Below are 16,647 nucleotides of genomic sequence, written 5' to 3'. Positions count from 1 at the left end.
TGACCGAGTGCATCGCAACGAGCGTGCCGGAGCGCGTGACCCGTCGAAGAAGCCGATTTCCGAGGCGCGCGCGCGCCGGCAGGGGAGCGTTGTCACGCCCGCGTGACGGCGGGCGTCACGGCGGCGTACCAGTGTCACGACCGCGCAACAGGGTCGTCCTCTACCGCCTCGGATCGACCTGTTTCCCACGGGCGCGACGTAAAACCTCCTCGGCCACGAAGGCGGCGACATCCGAAGGCTTCGTGCCGGGGCCGAAGCCGCCTTCGTAGCCGAGCTCGAGCGCGAGCTTGTTGTCGATGCGCGGACCGCCGAGCAGCAGCAGGAAGTTGTCGCGGACGCCTTGTTTCTTCAGGAGATCGATGAGCGCCGCCGCGTTTTCCTTGTGGCAGTTGCGCTGCGTGATGACCTGCGAGACGAGGATCGCGTCGGCCCCGAGCGCCTTCGCGCGCTCGGCGAGCTCGACGTTCTCGACCTGCGCGCCGAGGTTGTGCGCGTCGAAGCACTTGTAGCTCTCGAGGCCCTTTTCCCCGGCGAATCCCTTGTAATTGAGGATCGCGTCGATCCCGACGGTATGCGCGTCCGAGCCGGTGCAGGCGCCGACCACGACGATCTTGCGGCCGAGCTCCTTGCCCATGGCCTCGATCTGCTCGCGGGAGAGCGGCTTCGCGGCGAGCTCGGCGACGTCGATGGTGTCGACGTCGATCTGGTGCGCGGAGTGCCCGTAAGCCACGAAATACGTGTGCTGCTGCGAGCATTGCTCCATCGTGGTGATGAGCGGGTCTTTCAGGCCGTGGGCCTCGGCGAAGCGCTTCGCCGCCTCCCGCGCGCGATCCCCGGGCAGGAGCGCGAGCGTGAAGGTCATTTGCACCATCCCGTCGCCTTCACGGTCTCCGTAAGCGCGTAGCCATTTCGCCATGGTCAGCGGCCTCCTTCGAGCTCGTCGAGGATCGGGTTCAAATACTCGGGATCACGCGCCACCACGCCGGCGTGCCCCTTTCCGCCCGTGCGCTTGCGCTTCACGTCGCCGAACGCACCCCGGCCGATCGCGTCCCAGATGCCTTCGCCCTTCACCTGGGCCAGAAGCTCGTGCGCGTTGTGCAGCACCTCCTTCGCGCGCCGCTCCACGATGCCGCCGGGCTTCCACTGGATCTCGTCGCCGAGGTGCCTGGCCGTGCCGAAGATGTATTTCGCGCTCTTCAGCGCGAGGAATCGGTCCATGAGCAGGGGCGTGTGGATCGCCTCGCTGAACATGCCGAGCAGCTCGATCGACTGGTGCGTCATGATGCCCGCGAGGTTGAACATCGCGTCGTGCACGTGGCTGTGGAAGACGTCGCCCGTCTTGAATTTCGTGGGCGGCATCCACTTGATCGGGTGCTTGTCGAAGATCTGTCGGATGAGCTGCGCCTGCGCGACCTCGAAGAGGAAGCTGTCCTCGAGCCAAGGGTCGATCTCGAACGCGTGCCCGAGGCCCATCTGCTCGTCCGAGAGCCCCGCACGCCGCGCGAACGCCTCGTTGATGAACTGCGAGGCGAGCACGGTGTGGGCTTTTTCGACCGCGTCCGCCGTCGTGAGGTAGTTGTCCTCGCCCGTGTTGATGACGATGCCGCTCCTCGCCACGATCCGGCGCGAGAAGTATTGATCGACGAACGTCCGCTCCATGTTGATGTCGCGGAACAGGATCCCGTACATCGCGTCGTTGAGGAGCATGTCGAGCCGCTCGACCGCCGCCATCCACGCGATTTCGCTCATGCACAGGCCCGACGAGTAGTTCGTCTGGGCGAGGTATTTGCCGGTCTCCTCGCTCGCCTCGTCCGCGGCCTTGCGGATGATGCGGAAGTTCTCCTGCGTGGCGTACGTCCCGCCATACCCCTCGGTCGTCGGGCCCTCGGGCACGTAATCGAGGAGCGATTGCGCCGTCGCGCGGATGACCGCGACGATGTCCGCCCCGGCGAACTTCGCGGCCTTGGCCTGGACCGCGTCGTCGTAGATGTTGCCGGTCGCGACGATGACGTATTTGAGCGGGAGCTCGGGCTCGGGGAAGCGGCTCTTGAACCGCGTGCGCGCGTGCCGAGCTTCGTCGATGCGGGCGATCGCCTTCTGCGTTTCGAGCTCCAGGGCGCCGCGGCATTCGTTCGTGGTGGGGCCGCCCTCGACGTCGAGCGAGGCGCCGCCGTAGGCGATCTGCTCGGCCGCTTCCTGCGCGGAGCTCGCGCCTTCGACGAGCGCGCGTCCGAGGAAGTAGGCGACGCCGCGGCCCGTGTGCCCCGCCTTGTGGATGCGGTCGACGAGCGCGTTCGCGAGCGGCGTGCCCTCGGGATCCGCGCCCGTGACGCCGTAGGCGCGCGCGACGGTGCGCTCGAGGCCCACGGTGGTGTGGCGGTCGATGAAGCGCTGGACGTCGTCGGCGATCGCGGCCGCCGCTGCGCGGCACGCGTCGACGGTCGCGTGATCGAGGGGGACCTTGGCCATGGCGCTCCGAGATGGCGCGGATGGGGTCGATTGTCAATGACGCGCGCTCGGGCCCGGAAGCCGCGCCGCAGCGCGTGATCCGAGGCCTCATCGAGCGAGCGGCGCGATGGTAAGCTGACGCCGTGCACGTCTCCGCGAAACCCCCGCTCGCCGTGGCAAAGCTCGTCTGGCAGCCACGCCCCGACGCCTTCGTGATGACGGTCCTCTGCAAGGCCACGTACGCGCTGCGAAACGGGCCGTGCGAGCTCCTCGGTACGCCGGACGCGCCGCAGACGATCGACGTGTACTGGCAGGATGGTTCGCCGCGCAGCATCCGCCTGCCGAACGATCTCGCGCCGTTCAAGCGGCACGTGGACGTGATGGTCGTGGGGCATGCGTGGGCGCCCCATGGCCAGGCCGTGCCGTCGCTCGTCGCGCGTCTCGCGGTGGGCGGCGTGAACAAGGCGATCGTGGTGTACGGCGATCGGTACTGGCTGCCGGAAGGCAGGCTTTCGGACGCGGTGCCGTTCACGCGGATGCCTCTGCGTTGGATGCGCGCGGCGGGCGGGCCGAGATCGTGGAATCCCGTGGGGATCCCGCCGTGCGTCGATGCGACGACGCCGGGACATCCGCCGAATTTCGAGCCGGTGGGTTTCGTATTGCGGAGCCCCACGCAGGAGATTCCGTCGGTCGGGCTCGGGCCGATCGCGGCGCGGTGGCCGACGCGCGCCGAGCACCTGCGCGCGCATCGCAATGCGTGGTCGCACGAGGCGTGGCACGAGCAGCCGCTGCCCGCGGGCGTGGATGCGTCGTACTGGAACGCGGCGCCGAAGGACCAGCAGATCACCGAGCTGCCGGCCCAGGCGCATATCCTCCTCGAACACCTGCACCCGGAGCTGCCGCGGATGATCGCGGTGGTCGAGGATGTCCGGCCGCGAGCGATGGTGACGCGTAGCGGGGGCGGCCCGCAGGAAGTGTGGCTGCGCGCGGATACGCTGCTGATCGATACGGATCGAGGGGTCTGCAGCGTGACGTGGCGCGCGGCGGTGCCGCTCCGGCACGCGAAGGAAGATGGGGTCGTGGTGGTTGCGCCGACGCGGGGGACCGCGGCGGCGAGTGTCGTGCCGAGTGTCGTGCCGAGCCCGGCGCCGAGCGTCCCGCCAAGCGTTCCGCCGAGTGTCCCGCAGGCCCCGGCGATGCCCGAGAGGCCTCGCGGCCCACGCACGATCACGATGCTGACCGACACGGCCCCGAAGCCTGCGGCCGCGCTTCCCTTCACGCCCTCGAGCACGCCGGCGATGCCTCCGCCCGAGCCGCGGCGTGAACGCCCGCCCGTGTCGTTCACGCGGGACGACGACGAGCCGACGCTGACCGGAAACGTGAGCAAACCCGAGGGGTTTTCGACCCTGCCGTTCCAGCGCTCGCCGCTGCGCCCGCTCCCGGAGAGCCATCCGGCGCCCGCGCCCGCCGTGGCGAAGACCCTGCCGCTGATCGATCCGGACGACGATGGGACCGAGACGCGTGTCCCGGAGGCGAGGGCCGTGGCGGCCGCGCCGCTGCCATTCGTCGCGGCGGGCGCAATCGATCCGGACGACGATGGCACGCGGACGCTCGTCCCCACGGCGAAGCCCGCGGCGTCGCCCGCGCTGCCCTTTCGCCCAGCCACGCCGGCCCCGGCGGCGGACGAGCCCGAGCCGGAGACCGAGCGAAAGCCGAAGATTCCGCCCGATGCAGCGCTGCCGTTCGGAAAACCGAGCCCCACGGCGACGCCGCTCTTCGTCCTCTCGGCGCCGGGAGCCATGGTCACGCCGTCGGGAGCCATGGTTACGCCGTCGGGAGCCATGGTTACGCCGTCGGGAGCCATGGTTACGCCGTCGGGAGCTATGGTTACGCCGTCGGGAGCCATGGTCACGCCGTCGGGAGCCATGGTTACGCCGTCGGGAGCCATGGTTACGCCGTCGGGAGCCATGGTCACGCCGTCGGGAGCCATGGTTACGCCTTCGGGAGCCATGGTTACGCCGTCGGGAGCCATGGTCACGCCGTCCGGAGCCATGGTCACCTCCCCGAGCGCAGCCGCGCCGCGCGGGGAGCTCTCGATCGAGCGATATGCGCGGATCAAGGTCGATCTCTGGGGCGCGCGCGACGCGCTGCACGAGGTGCTTTCGCGCTACGGAATCGACGAGGTCGCGTGGCGCGTGCACGAGCGGCAGCAAGCAGAAGCACTCGCGGGCGAGGCGCGCGAGGGCCGCTGTGACCTCGCCCTCGCGCTCTGCGCCGCGTTCGAGGCCGCAAAGGCCCCAGGCGTCGCGCCGCCACCCCTCGGCGGGATCGCGTGATGCGCGAGGAAGCGATCCGCACGCGCCGCGGACTCGTATAGAATCCGAGGCCTCTGGAGGAGCCATGAAGCGTGCCACCAACGTGCGCGGGATCGAAGCAGCGTCGGCGAAACGGGGGCCGCGGCTCCAGCCCGTGCCGGGGCCGGCCCGGCGTCCGGCATTGTTCACGGCCGAGGTGCACGCACTCCGCGAGGACGGCGTCGTGCTCGGAATCGGCTCCACGACCGCACCCGCAAAGCTCGATCCGTCGGTCCACCCAACCGTGATCGAAGGCGCCCGCGCGCGATGCGAGCGCGTGCTCGTCGAGGAAGGCGCGGACGGCACGCTCGTCGTGATCGGCGCGCTACGCACGCAGCCGACGCCCGGCGTAGACGCGGCCGAGAGCTACACCATCAAGGCGAAGCGGATCGCGCTCGACGCCGGCGAGGAGCTCTCGCTCTCGGCGCAGACCGCAGCCGTCGTGCTGCGCGCGATCGGCGAGGTCGAGACGTACGCCGAGCGGATCCTGTCGCGCGCGGAAGGCGTGCACAAGATCGTCGGGCGCATGCTGCGCTTGAATTGATCAGGTTTGCCGGGGCAATGCATCGCGGGCCGCCGCGAGCGCGCGCTCCTGGACGACGATCCAGCCCGCGACGTCGAGGTGCACCGCTCTGCGGGTCACGAGCGCGAGCTCGCGTGCGAGGATCGGCCGTTCGCCTTGGCGCGTTCCGCGCGCCGTGAGCTCGGTGAGGATCGCGGACGGCGTCCACGGCTGGCCAAATCGCATGCGGGGGTTGTCGAGGGGCCGTCGCTCCTCGAACGCGCGTAGCCATGCTGCGAGCCGCTCCTCGAAGTCGCCGCCCGCGAGCGCGCCGGGGCGTGGTGCCGAGCCGCCGCCGATTCGCTCAAGGGCCTGCCCGATTCGATCTGCCTCGTCGAATGCCCCGTTCGCGGCTGCGCGGCGGATGCCTTCGATGAGAACGGGCACGTGGTCGGGGTGCCCGTGCCAGCCGAGCCAGGGCAAACCCTCGCGATCGAGGCTCGCTTCGGTGCCGAGGAGGTTCCGATCGAAGGGGCTGCCGAGGAGGCACAGGGCTTCGAGGGCGATGCGGCGTGCGCGCAAGGCCGCGACGTCGTCCGTGCGGGGACGCTGGAGCAAGGCGCGGAGGTGCTTCGGGCCGCGGGCGTCGCCGAGCGTGGTGAGGGCCGCGGCGGCGCTTGCGCCGGTGTCGGGGTCCGGGCTGTCGAGCAGGCGCGCGAGCAGCGGCGTGGCCGCCTGTGCGGGCAAACGCGCCGCGAGGTCGATCGCCTTGTCGAGCACGGCCGGCGAAGGTGAGGGCCGCATGAGGAGCAGCACCGCGCTCGCCATGTCCACGCGGCCGCGCCGCGCCATCGCGGAGAGCGCGACCTCGACGAGCGCGGGATCGTCCTCGCGACAGAGCTCGACGAGGGTGCGATCGATCGCCTCGTTCGAGCCGAGCGCGAATGCATCGACGAATGCCGGGTACGTCCGTGGGTGCGAGCGGCGCAGTGCCAGCACGACCCAGCGCATCGCCGTCTCCGAGGCGAGACAGGAGAGCGTGAAGGCGAGCGCGAAGGTCCGGCCGAAATCGGGCACGACCCACTCGATGGCGTATGCGAAGAGCGACTCCACGAGCCCGAGCGAGGGCGCGGCTGGATCGAGCGGCCGTTCGAGCGCGACGAGCGCGTCGAGGTTGTCGAGCAGGCGCTGCTCGAAGGGGCCGGCGTCGACCCAGGGCTCGTGATCGTAGAGCCTGCGCAGGCTGCCGAGGCTTGCGATGTCCTCGAAGCAGTCGCGCGCGAGGGCGCGGATCTGCGCGAGCTCCCCCGCGGCGCCCCGCGACGCTGCGAGCAGGGCCCGCCCGCGTGCCCCTTCGGCGGCCGTCGCCTCCTCGCGCGAGAGCACCCGCGGCGGCGGCACGACGACCGGATGTGCCCGCGGGACGCCCACGCTCGCGACGATCTCCTCGTTCTGCGTGGCTTCCGCGGCCGCCCCCAGGGCCCGCGCCGGCAGCCGTCCGCGCAGCCGCTCGCTCGCGTCTGCGAGCCAGCGCGCCGCGCCCTCGATGCGGTTTGCCACCACCTCGTCGAGCGAGATCCGCTCGCGCGCCGCCTTCAGCGCGGTTGAGGTGCGCGACAGGGCTTCGAGCGCGTCCAGGTCGCGCGGTTCGTCCGCGACGAGGCGGGTCAGGAGCGCGATCCCCTCGCGGAGCGCCTCGGCGAGCTCGGCCGTGTCCGATCGATCGGCGATCGCGAGCAGGCTGTCTTCGAGCGCGGACCGCACGCCTTCGAGCAGCGGGCGCGTCGATGTCGTTCCGGGCAAACCTTGCAGCATCATGGCGCCCCCAGGGCGAAGGCGCCGCGGGCGGGGCCCTCGGACGCGAGCGTGACGAGCGCCTCCGGTGCCGGGGCGAACCCCAGGCGAAACGCCATGCACGCGTACGCTGCGTGCACGGCACCGCTCGCCGCGCCCACGTCGCCGAGCTCGTCGTAGAGGCGCGTCTCGATCGTCTTGGCCTCGTCGAAGGCCGATCGGTTCCGGATGCGCACGAAGCTCCACTCTTTCACGCGGTGCCGCTCCCCGTTCACGTCCGGCAGGACCCACGGCACGGGCGCGCGCATCGCCCCGGCGACGCGGAGCGCGACCTCTGTCGCGGCCTCGCCGATCTCCGTCCCGTCCTCGCGCTCCATCCCCGTCGCGACTGCGAGCACGCGCGCGATCGGCGGGGCCGCATCCTGCCGCGCGAGCACCACGAACGCCGCGGCCTCCGACGGGATGAAGCCGTTCCACGCCCCCTCGGCGTGCAGCCGCCGCTCCTTGTCGAGCGCCGCGAGCACGGCCGGATCATGGTGGCTGTCGACGCCGCCCACGACCACGCACGGGCCCGCTCCCGGCGCCGCGAGCGCCGCGAGGCCCCGCGCGAGCGCCGCGGCGAAACCCGCGTGCCCCAGCACCACGGCCTCCGAGGCCGCGAGCGCGACGGCCACGCCCGCGCGTTTGCCGAGGACGTCGAGGAAGTCCGGCCCGAGCGGCTCCTCCTCCTCCGCGCGTCGCGGCGGCAGCGAGAGGAACAGCGGGATCGGCCCTTTCGCCGCGCCGATCCCGCGCGTCGCCTCCACGAGCGCCGGCGCCGCGAGCTCGATCAGCCGCTCGCGCCCCTTGCAGGCGTCGTCGATGCGGATCGCGCGCACGTCTCCGATGGAGTTTCCGCGCCGATCCCGGTGCCCGGTTTTCCCGGGCGAGAGCTTGCGCGCGCGCAGCATGAGCGCCGACTGCCGCGCGTCGAGCCCGAGCGGCGTTGACATCCCCACGCCCGCGACGAGGCCCATCGTGGTCATCGACCGCCCTCCTCACGCGCCCCGCCTTCACCGAGCTTCGGCCCTTCGCGCGGTGTCTCTTCCTCCGCCATGAGGCGCGCGAGCTCCGCGGCGAACGCCTTGTCCTCGGCCGCCTTCTCGCGGAAGCGCCATTCGAGCCGCCCGAAGGCCGCGATCCCGAGCCCCGCCTTCGCGAGCACCTGCGTCGGATCCTCGCGCTTCATCTTCGCCGCGATCGCCACGAATTCCTTGGGCGTGATCGCGGCCTCCCGCGGCGTCGCGAGCGCCTGCGAGGCGCGCCGGTAGGCCCGGACGTACTCCCCGCTCGGCCCGCCGTCGGCCTCCTCGCGCACGCTCGCGAGCCGCTGCGCCCACGCGCGTTCCTCGATCCCCCAGGTGTACTCGTCGATCCTGTGCTTCGCGAGCACCTCGCCGCGAGGCCATCGCTGCTCGGCGAGCTCCGCCGCGACCTGCGCGGCCTCGTGCGGCTGCATCTCCGGCTCGGCGGCGTTCGGGTGTCCCCACGTTTCGTAGCGAGCCATCAGGAGCTCCTCCTGCCGCAGGGCGGGCGGATCCTCGCCCTTCAGCACATCCTCGCGCTCCACCGCGAAGCGGAACCGCCCGCGCGGCAGCTCCCGCAAAACATCGTCCCACGCGCCCGCCGCGTCCTCGCTCCAGCGCCGGGGAGGGGCCCAGCCGATCACGATCCGGTCCACGTCGAGGTGTGGTTTGTCCGTGGTCTCGACGAGCCCGCGAAAGGTCACGTCCACCGTCGATTGATCCAGGTCGATCGCGACGCCGTCGAGGAAGAGCTGCACGTCCCCGCGGCGCACGCGGGCGGAGCTGTAGTCCACGAGCGCGCGCGGCACGTACGCCGGCAGCGCGATCTCCCACGTCGCCGCGGGATCCGGCCCGAGCCCCGCGAGGTAGATCGAGGTCACTTCTTCGACCTCGTACGAAATCTCCGGCGTCCCCGCCTGGTAGACGCTCAGGTCGAACTTCTCCGGGTGCAGGAAATCGTGCCTCGATCCGTCGTGACAGGCCTCCGGCCCGAGATCGATCTCACGGCCGTGCGGCGTCCGCGTATACGGCGGCCGGAGCGGGATCCGCCCGGGTTTGTCCGCTTGCACCAGGAAGGGAAGGCGCCGCGCCCCGAGGCCCACCTCGGCGAGGCGCGGCAGCGCGCTCGGCCCGAGCGTGCCCGAAGGCATGGGGACGATCTCCACGTGCCCCGCGAGCGTCAGATCGACCGCGAGGCGCAAGGGAACGAAATCGTCGATCCGCACGGGCTCACCGGGCGCGCTCGGACCTGCGTGCAGGCGCCGCGGCGGCGCGGGTTCGAGCGGGATCGACCGATGCGTCGCGCTCCGATCGAAGCGGAACGTGGCGACGACGAAGATCGTGAGCCAGTTCCGATCGACGGCCCAGGGCAAGACGCCGACGTGACAAGGCAGGGGTTTGGCGTGGCGCTCTCCGGCGGGACGAACCGGCGACTCCGCGACGAGGATGCGGCGAAAAGGCTCGGCCTTGGGCATCAGTTGCTGATGAGGGTTGCGAGGTCCGTCTTCTTGAACTCGGTCTTGAGGCAATCGGGCCACCACTCACCGGTCTGCTCGTAGCTGTAGAACCAGACGTCGATCTTGATGAGACCCGTGAGCCCCGCCTTGAGCTCGCCGTCGTCCGACTTGAGCGCGAGGCCGGCGTCGCTCGCCTCGAGCAGCAGCGCCCATTCCGCCTGGACCTGGATGCGGCCCTCGATCTGAAGCCAATCACGCACCTGGACGCGGATGAAGGCGTAGATCTTGACCTCGACCGGCAGCTTCACCCCCGCCGTGTCCCATTGCCAGCCGCGCGCCTTCGTCCATTTGAACGAGATGTACGCCGCGGCGGAGATGCTCACCTCGACGCCGAACCCGATGCTCGCCTCGGCGCCCATGCGCTGGATGATCCAGCCGACCGCGCTCGCCGCGACGCCGCCGACGAACGGGACGATGGCGAGGAAGTTCGTGAGCGGGCAGCTCGCCTCGAACGTGAGCTCGAAGAGGAGGCCGCTGACGCTGACCTCCGCGGTGCGCACCATCCGGTAGAGATCCGCGTCCTCGCCCGGCTCCCACTTGAACTGGATCTCGACCTTGAAGTCGTCGCCGGGGGCCTTGATGCTGCCCTCGGTCTCGACCCTGCCGAGGCGCGCGAACTGCTGGACGGTTTCGAGGCTGCGGTTGATCCAGCGGCCCACGCGAATGATGGGCTCGAGCGGGAGCTCGAACGTGAACTCCCCCTCGGGATAACAGTGCACCTCGTAGCTGACCCCGCCGCTGCACGCGCGGCCGGTGATCAGGATCCGCACCGGGTTCTGGTACGCGCGCCAGGCCCAGAGGAACTCGGCCAGCGTGCGCAGGTTGTTCAGCGCCGCTTCCTCGAGCTGTTTGTCGCGCTGGACCTGCTGGTACGCCTGCCGCCCGTCCTGGTTCTCGACCCGCGACGAGCCACGCGCCGCCGCGTTCTGCTGCGCGTAGCGGTTCTTGTCGTTGATCCGCCGGCGCTTCGTCGCGTCCGAATCGTTCTGCGAAATTTCGCCGGAGAACTCGATCGGGCCGCCATACGGCGGGTTCCAATCCTCGCCGAGCGTGATCTCGTCGCCCTCCATCTCGCCCGTCTTCTCGGGGATCGCCGCGCCGAGCGCGGTGAGGCCGCCCGATCGGGTGAGCAGCCACTTCATGTGCGGCGGCTGAACACAATCCGGCGGCGCGTCGGGCACCTTCGCGTTTTTCCGCTTCGCGACGATCTTGATCTCGTCGCCGCGCTTGATGTCGATCTGCGGCATGTTGCCGACGAACGGGGCTTCCTCGTCTCCGCCCTTGATCTCCGACGTGTCGTAGGAGCAGCGCTTGAAGAACTCCTCGGGGTTGTCCGTGAGCAACTCCGGCGGCACGTCCTGCAGGATCTTGCCCGTCGTGTTCGAGTGGTTCTGCGTCGTGGGATCATCGGTCCGCGCGGGCGGTTTGCCCTCGGCGCGGACGTCGGGCGAGCCGGCCGTGGCCCGCGCCTCCTCGCGGTACGTGCCGCTGACGACGCCGCCGCCCGAGTCCCCGTGCGCGGGATCGCTCGGCGTGATCGCCTCGCCCACGCGCACGACGTTGCCGTTCTGGAAGAGCGTTTTTCCGGACGTGTGCTCGACGGCCTTGTCCGTCGTCACGTGGTTGATGTGCGGCACGGGCTTCTGCTTCGGCGGATCGAAGCAGACGTCCGTCGGGCCGATCGTCATCGCGGTGTGCTCGCTGGTCTTCGTCGTGACGCCGCGGTCTTCGTTCGTAACGGTCGCGCCCATCGCTCGTTCCTCCGTCGCCTCGAGATCGGTCCGTCAACAGAAAATGCGCCAGCGCCCATCGAGACGCGTCATGTAGAAGTTCGAGCCCCAGCCGAGCGTGGGTTCGTCGCGGTGCTGCGCGCGCACGGCGGGCTTGCCGGAGGCGCGGCGCACGTAGGCGACGCGGCCGTCGGCGTAGCGGTCGAAGCGCAGGTCGTGCGCGTCGAAGGGCTCCATGAGCCATGGCTCGTTCATCCGCTTCAAGGCCTCGGCGCGCGAGAGGGGCTGCGGGCCGTAATAACGCTCGAACTCGCGCACCTTCAGGTCCATCGCCGTCTCGAAGCGCCCGGCGTCGCGCGTCGCGAACGCGTCGTAGAGCTCCTGCACGGCCGCGCGTTGATCGAGGGTGCCCTCGACCGGGAACTCCTCGCGCGAGCCGCGCCGATACACGGGATCGGGCAGGTCGTCGTCGATGCGGAGCACGCCGCCGCCCACGAGCGGCAGATCGATCGGCAGGCCCAGCGCAGCGACGCTTTTCGGGTAGTCCCAGGTGAAGATGGCGTGATCGATGTCCTCCGCGAGCCGCACGGAGATCTCGAAATGCGGCCCGAGATCCGGCGTGAGGGGCGAGCGCGGCGAGGGCGAGAGCTCCACCGTGATCGTGTTCTCGCCGCGGACCAGCCAGTGCGTGACGGGGCCGACCGGCGCGACGTTGTCGGGGACGATCCGGTCGTAGATCGGGATGCCGTTGATGAGGGCACGCGCGTGCGACGCCGGCCTGTGGAAGATGCGATAGAGGTAGTTCGTGTGGGCCATCGCCTTCCTCAGTTCTGCGACGACGTCGTCGATGCGAGGTTATTGGCCTGCTGCGTGTCGATCGTGATCTCGCTCGGCGCCTTCATGTCGATCCGGCCGCTCTTCAGGTGGATCTCGGTGTCGCCGACCTTCAGCGTGATCTCGGGCGCGGAGAGGGTCGTGCTCGTGGACTCGATGCGGAGCCGTTCGAGGCCCGCGAGCAAGAGCTCCTTCAGCGACACGCCGATGTAGTCGCCCGCCACGGTCGTCGTGCGCGACTCCTCGGCGCGCGACGCGTGCTTCTCGTCGGCCTTGCTGAAGACGAGGCCGCTCACGGTCTCGTTCCGGACCTTCTCCGTGTTCTCGGCCTTGTTGAGCTTGCCGATCTCGACGATCGAGCCGCCCACGACGAGCGTCGAGGTCTTGCCGGCCGTGACCGCGTTCGTGTGCCCGGACTGCTCGAAGACGTGCCCGGCGATGAGCTCCGTCATGTTCTGCTCGACCGCGACGTTGTCGTCCGCGTGCGTGTCGCGCAGGTGCGAGCCGCCGATCGAGATCGTGTGGTCCTTGTGGACCGTGTCCGTCTGCGAGGCCGAAATGGTCGCGGTACGGTTGCCGCCGATGTTCACGGTCAGGTTGCCGTCGACCTTCGACGCGCTGTCGTCCGTCACGTTGATGGTCTCGTTCGCGCCAATCCGGATCGCCTCGTTGCCCTTGACGGTCCGCTGCTCGACGTTGCCGACCTTCTCGTCTTGGTTGTTCGCGACGACGATGTTCTGATCCTTCTGCGCGTGGACGTGGATCTCCTGCGCGCCGGCCAGGTCGTCGAAGCGGATCATGTTGTAGCCCGAGGGTTTGTCCGTCGAGCGCGGCGAGGTCAGCGAGTGGAGCGAGGTGCGCATCTTGCGGATCGGCAGCTCCTCGAGGAAGGGATCCGCCGCGTTGAAGACACGTCCGAGGATGACGGGTCTGTCCGGATCCCCCTCCAGGAACTGGCAGAGCACCTCCCAGCCGATGCGCGGCATCGCCGACGATCGACCCGTGTTGTCCTGCAAAACGGGGATCCAGTGCGAGCAGGTGTCGTCCTTGGGCTGCAGCCGATCCCACGGGAAATGCACCTTCACGCGGCCCCACGCGTCCGTGTGGATGTCCGCGCCCGCGGGGCCCGTCACGAAGCCCGTGAGCGGGTTCGGCAAGGTCGGCACGTGCGTCTCGCAGAGCGGGCGATACACGACGTCCGCGGGCAGCGCCTCGAACGCGACCGAGAACGACGACGCGGTCCGATCCCACGCATGCACGACCTTCGTCAGGACGTACGCGCCGTCCGCGACCCCCGAGGGCGCGTCGAGGAGCGAGAAGATCGTGCCCGTCGCCATGCGCCCCGCCGTCGATCGACCCGCGAGGCGGCGCTTCACGCAGGCGAGCGCCGCGGCCCGGAGGTTCGCCTTGGCCTGGCCCTGCGCGGGCAGCTCGTACTCGCCCGGATAGTCGTACCACTCGGGTCCCCACGCCGTCGGGCCCTTGGCCGAGACGTCCATGTCGAGGCGCGGCCGCTCCGGGTTGAAGTCGCGCAGCGAGACCTTGCCCGCCGTCGCGCGGCCCGCCCAGCCGACCTCGAAGATCGCGTCGCGGTTCTCGTGCAGCCCCGAGTCATGGTGGAACGCGAGCGTCCCCGGGCCCTCGACATACGCGCTCGTGAAATCGCCGAGGACCATGCGGCCCTCGTCGTCGACCACGTAGAAGATCCCCTCGTCCTCGAGCAGCCGCGCCGCGAAATCGAGGTCCGACTCGCGCATCTGCACGCAGTACGGGCGCTTGACGTACGAGCCCACGAGCCGCGGTTCCACGGTCACGCCGTGCGCGCCGATCACCTCGGCCACGATCTCGGGCGCGGATTTGTCGCGGAAGATCCGGATGTCGACGCGGTGCCGCGCGGTCGCGAGGCGCGGTTCGAGCACGAGCGTCACCTTGCCCGTGCCCGCGTTGCCCTTGCGCGTCGCGGCGCGCTTGATCTGGGTCACCACGCCCTGGATCCGCCGCTCGTCGGCGGCGCGCGTCAGCGTGACCGTGGCGTCCGTGAAGATGAGCGCGTCCGGATCCAGCGCATCGGTGGGCTCGACCTGGAGCGTGATCTCGAAGCGGTACGGCCGCGAGAGCGCCTCCTCGCCCGTGATCGTCTTGACGGGGTACGTCGCGCCGCCGAGCTCGATGAAATAACGAAGCGGATCCTCGGTTGCCACGGCGTCCTCCTCAGTTGTGCTCGATGATCCCGCTGTCGGCGTCGAACGTCGCGCCCGACAGATCGAGGCTCGGGGTCGTGATCGTGATCGCTTCCGTGGTCATCGTGAGCACGCTCGATCCGCACGAAAACCGGATGCTCTCGACCGCCTCGATGTGCACGACGGGCGCGCTGCCGAGGACCGACGACGTGACCTTCCACGTCGACGTCGTGTCGGCGTTGTCGAGGTACTTCTCGTTCGAGACGCAGACGATCGAGCCGCCGACCTCCTCGTTCCACACCTTGTTCACGTCGAGGGCGCGGTCCTTCTTCGCCACCTCGATCTTCGAGCCGGCGATGACCTGCACCGAGTCCTTGCGCGCGACCTCGGAGACGTCCTCGCCCGCGATCTTCACGACGCTGCCGCCGACGACCGTCACCATGTCGCGCGAGGTCCGGTTGATGTTGTTCGGCGTGATCTCGATCAGCGACCCGCCGACGGAGAGCGTGCGATCCCCCTTCACGGACGTTCGGTGCGCGTCGCCCACGCGGATCGTCCGCGAGCCGCCCACGGTCTCCGTCTCGTTGCCCGAGACCGACTTGATGCGCAGGCCCGAGACCGTCAGCGTCTCGTTGCCGCCGATCCGGATCTGCTGATCGCGGATCACGCGCTCCTCCTGGGAGGCGTGGATCGTCAGGTCGTGGTTTGCCGCGACCGTGCGCGTGGAGTCGTTCTGGATGCTCTCCCAGCGCGAATCGAGGACGATGTAGTTCATGTCGCGCGAGGCGTTGATGAACATCTCCTCGGCGCCCATCCGGTCCTCGAAGTAGATCTCGTTCGCCGTGCCGTCCGCGGGCACCGTCGCCGTCTTCCACACGACGCGTGTCATGTTGCCGGGCAGCTTGTACTCGGGCAGGCGCTGGCCGTCGTGGATGCGCCAGATCACGCTCGGCGCGTCGACGCCGCCCTCCTCGTTGAAGGTCGCGACGTTCCAGCCCATGCGCGGAAACAGCATCGATCCAGGGGCCGCGCGCTGCGCCACGCGCATCCACGTGCCGCCCTTCTCGTTGCGCGGGCCGAGCCGATCCCAGTGCAGGATCGTCCGCACCCGCGCGAGCTCGTCCGGATGCACCTCCTGCCCGTCGGGCCCGATCACCTGCCCGAGCTGGAGCCCCGCCTGCTTCGCCTCCGGCGTCGCTCGCTCGGGCCGGAACGCGACCTCGGCCCGGATCGCCCAGAAGCGCGTGTCGCACGGCTGATGCTCGTCGCCGTCGACCTCGACGCGCGTCACGAGGTAACGCCCGTTCAGCTTGCCGACCGGGTGCCCGTCGATCTCGAGCGTGACGCCGGGGTAGGGGCGCACGCTCGTCGACAAACCCATCACGCCCGCCCGCGCGGCCACGGCCGCGTCGCGCTGATCTCGCACCCGCACCGCGAGGATCGCCTCCATCCCCGTGCCCCCGCCCGGCGCGTCGTACACCTCGTGCCGGCCCGCGCCGGCCTGCGCCTTGATCGGCACGAGCGGACGTTTGAGGTCGTACGACTTCGCCGCGAACCGACCCGTCGAAGCCGCGCTCACCGAGCCGAGCTGCGTCACGGCGTCCTGCTTCGGCTGGAGCGCGCTCTCGCGCACCCACGGCAGGAGCGCGCCGCCCGGCATCTCCGGCGCGGCCGTCGAGTTGTCCGAGAAGACGGTGATCGAGCCCGCGTCGTGATCGAACCAGTAGTAAATCCCCTCCTCCTCGAGGAGGCGGCTCACGTAGGTCCAGTCGTCCTCGCGGTACTGCGCGCGGTAGGGGTAGCGCGGGTAGCTGCGCGTGAGCGCCCAGCGGTATTTTCCGGTGTAGTCGGCGAGCACATCGTCGACCACGTCTTGCACACGGACGTCCTGCGACGCGTAGCAGTCACGCCCGAGCGACTGCCGCCACATCATCGGCCGGAGGACGAGCGTCGCCCGCCCGCGCTCGCTATCGAGCGCCCGTGCGCTCGCCTCGGCCACCACGCCCGTGACCACGCGCTCCTTGTGCGCCTGATCCCGCAGGGTCAGCGTCGCCTCCGCGCCGATCACCACGTCGACGTCGGGCAGCGGCAGCTCGACCTCGACCTCGACCTCGTACCGGAAGAGGGTCGAGAGCGCCTCCTCTCCGCGGAGCGAGAGCACGCGGCGCACCTCGATCCCCGTGACGACGACCTCGGCGAATGCAAGTTCCATCGCGCGTTCTCC

Annotated in this window: 11 protein-coding genes; 2 read left to right on the top strand and 9 right to left on the bottom strand. The window is 70.0% G+C overall.

The window, feature by feature from the left end:
• Positions 1–160: 160 nt before the first annotated feature.
• Positions 161–916 carry a lysine 5,6-aminomutase subunit beta gene (gene kamE / locus KEG57_RS16385; RefSeq protein WP_272418690.1) on the bottom strand — a complete coding sequence of 252 codons (756 nt, stop codon included), beginning with the start codon at positions 914–916 and terminating at the stop codon, positions 161–163.
• Positions 917–918: 2 nt separating this feature from the next.
• The gene (kamD, locus tag KEG57_RS16380) at positions 919–2,469 is read right to left on the bottom strand and encodes a lysine 5,6-aminomutase subunit alpha (RefSeq protein ID WP_272457975.1); all 1,551 of its coding nucleotides are present in this window, start codon (positions 2,467–2,469) and stop codon (positions 919–921) included.
• A 122-nt stretch (positions 2,470–2,591) separates the two neighbouring features.
• Here kamD and KEG57_RS16375 point away from each other — a divergent pair, with 122 nt between their 5' ends.
• Both KEG57_RS16375 and KEG57_RS16370 read left to right on the top strand, forming a co-directional pair.
• On the top strand, positions 2,592–4,784 hold the full coding sequence (locus KEG57_RS16375; RefSeq protein WP_272457974.1) for a DUF2169 family type VI secretion system accessory protein: 2,193 nt from the start codon (positions 2,592–2,594) through the stop codon (positions 4,782–4,784).
• A gap of 64 nt (positions 4,785–4,848) precedes the next feature.
• The gene (locus KEG57_RS16370) at positions 4,849–5,346 is read left to right on the top strand and encodes a hypothetical protein (protein WP_272418693.1); all 498 of its coding nucleotides are present in this window, start codon (positions 4,849–4,851) and stop codon (positions 5,344–5,346) included.
• On the opposite strand, the gene KEG57_RS16365 is transcribed toward KEG57_RS16370, so the two are convergent.
• The 7 genes from KEG57_RS16365 to KEG57_RS16335 are packed head-to-tail and all read right to left on the bottom strand — an operon-like array spanning position 5,347 to position 16,635.
• Positions 5,347–7,122: a HEAT repeat domain-containing protein gene (locus KEG57_RS16365; RefSeq protein ID WP_272418694.1), complete on the bottom strand. Its 1,776-nt coding sequence runs from the start codon at positions 7,120–7,122 to the stop codon at positions 5,347–5,349.
• Positions 7,119–8,123: a hypothetical protein gene (locus KEG57_RS16360; protein ID WP_272418695.1), complete on the bottom strand. Its 1,005-nt coding sequence runs from the start codon at positions 8,121–8,123 to the stop codon at positions 7,119–7,121. The genes KEG57_RS16365 and KEG57_RS16360 overlap by 4 nt, the downstream gene beginning before the upstream one ends.
• Positions 8,120–9,637, bottom strand: a complete 1,518-nt coding sequence (locus tag KEG57_RS16355) for a hypothetical protein (protein WP_272418696.1) — start codon at positions 9,635–9,637, stop codon at positions 8,120–8,122. The genes KEG57_RS16360 and KEG57_RS16355 overlap by 4 nt, the downstream gene beginning before the upstream one ends.
• Positions 9,637–11,430: a PAAR-like domain-containing protein gene (locus KEG57_RS16350; protein ID WP_272418697.1), complete on the bottom strand. Its 1,794-nt coding sequence runs from the start codon at positions 11,428–11,430 to the stop codon at positions 9,637–9,639. Before KEG57_RS16350 ends, KEG57_RS16355 begins: the two co-directional genes overlap by 1 nt.
• A gap of 33 nt (positions 11,431–11,463) precedes the next feature.
• Positions 11,464–12,225: a hypothetical protein gene (locus tag KEG57_RS16345; protein WP_272418698.1), complete on the bottom strand. Its 762-nt coding sequence runs from the start codon at positions 12,223–12,225 to the stop codon at positions 11,464–11,466.
• Between the two features lie 8 nt (positions 12,226–12,233).
• Positions 12,234–14,444 carry a type VI secretion system Vgr family protein gene (locus KEG57_RS16340; RefSeq protein WP_272418699.1) on the bottom strand — a complete coding sequence of 737 codons (2,211 nt, stop codon included), beginning with the start codon at positions 14,442–14,444 and terminating at the stop codon, positions 12,234–12,236.
• Between the two features lie 10 nt (positions 14,445–14,454).
• Positions 14,455–16,635, bottom strand: a complete 2,181-nt coding sequence (locus KEG57_RS16335) for a type VI secretion system Vgr family protein (RefSeq protein ID WP_272418700.1) — start codon at positions 16,633–16,635, stop codon at positions 14,455–14,457.
• Positions 16,636–16,647: the final 12 nt, after the last annotated feature.

It is taken from the genome of Polyangium jinanense (assembly GCF_028435365.1).
Note: the sequence above shows the minus strand (reverse complement) of the source record. Positions and strands in the feature narration are given on the sequence as shown.

Coding starts and splice junctions, on each gene's coding strand:
- KEG57_RS16370 (WP_272418693.1), top strand. CDS start 4,849: ATGAAGCGTGCCACCAACGTGCGCGGGATCGAAGCAGCGTCGGCGAAA.
- KEG57_RS16345 (WP_272418698.1), bottom strand. CDS start 12,225: ATGGCCCACACGAACTACCTCTATCGCATCTTCCACAGGCCGGCGTCG.
- kamD (WP_272457975.1), bottom strand. CDS start 2,469: ATGGCCAAGGTCCCCCTCGATCACGCGACCGTCGACGCGTGCCGCGCA.
- KEG57_RS16355 (WP_272418696.1), bottom strand. CDS start 9,637: ATGCCCAAGGCCGAGCCTTTTCGCCGCATCCTCGTCGCGGAGTCGCCG.
- KEG57_RS16365 (WP_272418694.1), bottom strand. CDS start 7,122: ATGATGCTGCAAGGTTTGCCCGGAACGACATCGACGCGCCCGCTGCTC.
- KEG57_RS16360 (WP_272418695.1), bottom strand. CDS start 8,123: ATGACCACGATGGGCCTCGTCGCGGGCGTGGGGATGTCAACGCCGCTC.
- kamE (WP_272418690.1), bottom strand. CDS start 916: ATGGCGAAATGGCTACGCGCTTACGGAGACCGTGAAGGCGACGGGATG.
- KEG57_RS16350 (WP_272418697.1), bottom strand. CDS start 11,430: ATGGGCGCGACCGTTACGAACGAAGACCGCGGCGTCACGACGAAGACC.
- KEG57_RS16335 (WP_272418700.1), bottom strand. CDS start 16,635: ATGGAACTTGCATTCGCCGAGGTCGTCGTCACGGGGATCGAGGTGCGC.